This window comes from Protofrankia sp. CiP1_Cm_nod4, from assembly GCF_982290645.1.
Genome location: NZ_CEVIVC010000060.1, coordinates 5,436 through 9,449 on the forward strand (window position 1 = coordinate 5,436; position 4,014 = coordinate 9,449).

3 protein-coding genes and 1 pseudogene are annotated in these 4,014 nt (G+C 73.4%); 1 reads left to right on the forward strand and 3 read right to left on the reverse strand.

Annotation, left to right across the window (positions count from 1 at the left end):
* Window positions 1–1,040, reverse strand: a pseudogene (locus AC5LSR_RS13255) (hypothetical protein); the annotation flags it as partial.
* On the reverse strand, window positions 1,037–2,455 hold the full coding sequence (locus tag AC5LSR_RS13260; protein WP_445548272.1) for a glycosyltransferase family 2 protein: 1,419 nt from the start codon (window positions 2,453–2,455) through the stop codon (window positions 1,037–1,039). The gene AC5LSR_RS13260 and the pseudogene AC5LSR_RS13255, both read right to left, overlap by 4 nt.
* On the opposite strand from AC5LSR_RS13260, the gene AC5LSR_RS13265 reads away from it, so the two are divergent.
* Window positions 2,346–2,744, forward strand: coding sequence for a hypothetical protein (locus AC5LSR_RS13265; protein WP_493468515.1), 399 nt, complete (start codon window positions 2,346–2,348; stop codon window positions 2,742–2,744). The two genes, AC5LSR_RS13260 and AC5LSR_RS13265, sit on opposite strands and share 110 nt — an antisense overlap.
* Here the strand turns inward: AC5LSR_RS13265 and AC5LSR_RS13270 are convergent.
* Complete coding sequence (locus tag AC5LSR_RS13270) at window positions 2,710–3,930, reverse strand: ABC transporter ATP-binding protein (protein WP_250290212.1); 1,221 nt, start codon at window positions 3,928–3,930, stop codon at window positions 2,710–2,712. The two genes, AC5LSR_RS13265 and AC5LSR_RS13270, sit on opposite strands and share 35 nt — an antisense overlap.
* Between the last annotated feature and the right edge of the window lie 84 nt (window positions 3,931–4,014).

A 4,014-nucleotide genomic window follows, 5' to 3' on the forward strand; every position in this document is an offset into this window, starting at 1 on the left:
GGGGGAGTCGCAGTGCCTGACGCGTCGCCTGGAGGGCATGGTGTGCCCAGTTCGTCGGGCGTACCTGGCGTGCCTGATGATGTGTCCGGGATGCCTGATTCATCCGGTGCGTCCGGTGCGTCCGGTGCGTCCGGCGTGCCTGGAGCGTCCGTCGCCGCGGGGGTGAACGTCTCGCTGACCAGGGTCAGCTCGGTTCCGGTGGACGAGGCGGGCAGCGGCACGGCGACCGGCGTGAACACGGCGCCGGCCTCGACGTCGGCGAGGGCCTGCCCGGCCGCGTCGAGGACGCGCAGCCGTACCGTCCCGGACGCCCCGGGCCGGCCGACGTCGGCGTGCAGCACCCGGTCGCCGCCGGGGGCGACCGAGAGGACCCCCGCGCCGTTCGACCAGACCCACTGCCGGCGGCGGCCGCCCTCGGGCGGATACCAGCCCGTCCCGTACCCGACCGCCGGGCGCACGCCTCGCAGGAACGGGCTGCCGGCGCGGATCGCGGCCCGGCGCCACGCCGCCGCGTCGTGATCGGCCGGTGTCGGGAAGAAGCACAGGTACGCCGAGTGCCTCGAGCGGGGGACCAGCCGGCTCATGTACGAGCCGTTGACGAACAGGTCGTACTCGGCGCTGATCTCGGCGACGGCGTCGTCGCCCCGGTCGGGCAGCAGGCGGTACCGGCAGCCGGACAGGTCGAGCCCGAGGTGGGCACCGAGCGCGTCCAGGTCGACCGCCGAATGCCCCAGCAGGTCGACCTCGGCGCCTTCGGCCGCGAGCACCTCGGCGATCATGCCGTTGTGGCGTTCCCCGCCGCCCATGGAGTGCCAGAACCTGTTGTAGACGGCGGCCCGGATGCCGCTGGCCGGCTTGGCTGCCGGCCGCCGCGTGTCAGCCGGGTGCCGAGCGGTGGCCTCGGCGGCGACCGGCCGCGTTGCGGTCGCCTGCGCTGTCGCGGGCGGTGCCGGTGTCGTCGTGGCCGCCGGTGTTGCCGCCGGTGCCGGTGCCGGTGCCGCCGGTGTTGCCGTCGGTGGTGTCGTCGGTCCGGTCGTCATCGTCGCACCAGCCAGTTCTCCAGCTCGTGGCGGCGGGTCGAGGCGGTGCGTGAGATCGCCCGGCGGCGGGCCAGCATGGCCGGCAGCAGCCGCAGGTAGGAGGCGATGACCGTCAGCCGCAGCCAGGTCGGGCGCAGCGGGGGGCGGCTGCGCGCGGCCCACGCCTGGCGCAGCGTCCGCAGCGCGATGGACGCGGTCGTCAGCGGGTAGCGGGCCACCGCCGCCAGCGCGATCCGGGCGCTCGCGTCCTTGGTGAGCATCAGCAGCCGGTTACGGTCGGTGTGGAAGACGAACAGCGGCGACCACTCGACGCTGGACGCCGAGTGGACGTGCCGCAGCACCGCGTCCGGTATGTAACGGATCGTGTAGCCGCGGGCGCGGATCCGCCAGGACAGGTCGGTGTCCTCGTAGTAGAGGAAGAAGTCGTCGTCGAACCAGCCGAGCTCGCGCCCAAGCTGGGTGCGGATCGCCATGCCGTTGCCGCAGGCGGTGAAAACCTCCTCGGCCCGGGCGAACTGGCCGGTGTCGACCTGCTGGTAGCCGCGGTCGGCGCCGTACCCGTCGCGCAGCACGATCCCGCCGACGTTGTTGATCACATCGACGCGCGCCACGCCGTCCGGGACGGTGAACTCCACCGTGGACGGTTCGGCGCCGGCGTCCAGCGTGACCGACCCGCCGTCCCAGCTCAGCGTGACCGGTTTGGGTGCCTGGCCGGCCCAGGTGAAACCGAGCGTGACCGGGCCCCCTTCCGGGACCGGGACGCACAGCTCGCCGTCACCGCGGGTCCAGAAGAACGGCGCGTCCCGGCCGCCCTCGGCGCCGAAGGTCAGTTTCTCCCACAGGACCTCCCGTAGCACCTCCCGGCCGTCGACGGTCACCGACGACACCCGGACGCCGAGTTCGCGCGGGTCGTGCGGGCCGGGGGTGAAGGCCGGCGTCGACAGCCGCAGCCGTAGGAAGCGGGGGAGGAAGACGACCTTGCCGGTGACCGCACCCAGGCGGTCGCCGCCGGGGGCGTCGAACGGCGCCAGCAGGTTGGCCAGCCAGTCCGGCTCGGGCACCGCGTCGTTGTTGAGCAGGGCGGCGTACTCGGTGGTGACCGCGCGTAGCGCGAGGTTGTTGCCGCCGGCGAAGCCGAGGTTGGTCTCGGAGGGCACCAGCCGGACCCACGGGTAGCGCTCGGCCAGCAGCGCCCGGGAGGAGTCCTGCGACGCGTTGTCGACCACCCACGTCTCGAAGGCGAAGCCGGTCACCTGCTTGGCCAGGCCGTCCAGGCAGGCCGGCAGCAGGTGCGCACCGTTCCAGTTGACGATGACGACGGTCACCAGCGGCTTGGCCGGCTCGGCCTCCGGGCCGGCGGGCGTGGTGTCCGGGCCGGTGGCGGCGACGGCCGGGTCGCCGGCCGCGCTGGTCAGGTCGGTGGGTGTGACGCCCAGGGCGGCTGACGCGCTGGCGGGCGCGCCGGCCGGGCTGCTGGACTCGGTGGCCGGGCTGCTGGACGTGCTGACCGGGCTGGCGGGCGCGCCGGCCGGGCTGCTGGACGCGCTGGCCGGGCTGGCGGGCGCGGTGGCCGGGCTGCTGGACGCGCTGGCCGGGCTGGCCGGGCTGCTGGACGCGCTGGCGGACTCGGTGTTCGGCCCGGGGGCCGGGCCGGGGGTGGTCGGGTCGCTCATCCGCGGGCCCTCGCCTCGTAGTCGACTTTGAGCAGGCCACCGGCCTGCGGGCCGCTGATCCCGAACAGGTCGTCGAAGCGGCGCTTGGTGACCGGGGCGCCGGTGGCGGCATCGGAGACGTGCACGCTGATCGCGAACGCGCCCAGCAGCTCGGGGATTTTCGGCACGGTGAAGTCCACGGTGAGCAGGCCGGGTCTGCTCGGTATGCCGCCGACGGGCGTCTCCATCAGCCAGATCGGCAGATCGTGCTGGCCGAGAACGTAGACGTGCAGGTAGATCCGTTCCGGCGCGTCCAGGGTGAGGTCGAGGGTCAGGGAGACGGTCAGTTTCTCACCCGGGTCGAACTGGACCTGGGACGGCCCCCCAGGGTCCCTGGCGAAGGTCGCCAGGACGGGCCGGACGGCGGCGACGTCGTAGGGCACGGGCCCGTCCGAGGGCAGGCTGCCCAGGCGTTGCCGCAGCAGCCGGGTGCCGATCTCCGGCGCGCCGTCGAAGATCATCGAACCGGATTCCAGGACCAGGACCCGGTCGCAGATGCTCTCGACCAGGTCCAGGGAGTGCGTGACGAACAGGATCGTGCGCCCCTGCCGCCGGAACTCCTCGATCTTCGCCAGGCACTTCTTCTGGAAGGCCTCGTCCCCGACCGCCAGCACCTCGTCCACCAGCAGGACGTCCGGGTCGACGTGGACGGCCACGGCGAACCCGAGCCGGACGTACTGGCCGGACGAGTAGTGCTTGACCTCGTCGTCGATCTTGTGGGGGAGCTCGGCGAAGTCGACGATCGAGTCGAACATCCGGTCGATCTCGCGGCGGGACAGGCCGAGCAGGGACGCGTTGAGGTAGACGTTGTCCCGCCCGGTCAGCTCGCCGTTGAAGCCGGCGCCGAGCTCCAGCAGGGAGGCGATCCGCCCGTTGACCGAGACCTCGCCGTGGGTCGGGCGCAGGATGCCGGCCAGCACCTTCAGCAGCGTGGACTTGCCGGAGCCGTTCGCCCCGGCGAGCCCCACCGTCTGGCCGTTGCCGATCTCCACGTCGATGTCGCGCAGCGCCCAGAAGTCGTCCCCGCTGGCCTGCCCGCGGCGGACGAACAGCTCCTTGAGGCTGGTCGCCCGCCGGTGGTAGGAGACGAACTTCTTGCTCACACCGGTCGCCCGGATCACCACCGGGGCAGCCGACGGGCCCCCCGGGGCGGCCTCGGGCGCCGGGGCGCCCACCATGGACGCCGGACCTGCCGCGTCCACCGGACCTGCCGCGTCCACCGGGCTCGCCGCGTCCGCCGCGGATGCCAGGCTGGTCGTGGG

Excerpts from the sequence above, each read along its gene's own strand:
- AC5LSR_RS13270 (WP_250290212.1), bottom strand. The coding sequence starts at position 3,930 with ATGGTGGGCGCCCCGGCGCCCGAGGCCGCCCCGGGGGGCCCGTCGGCT.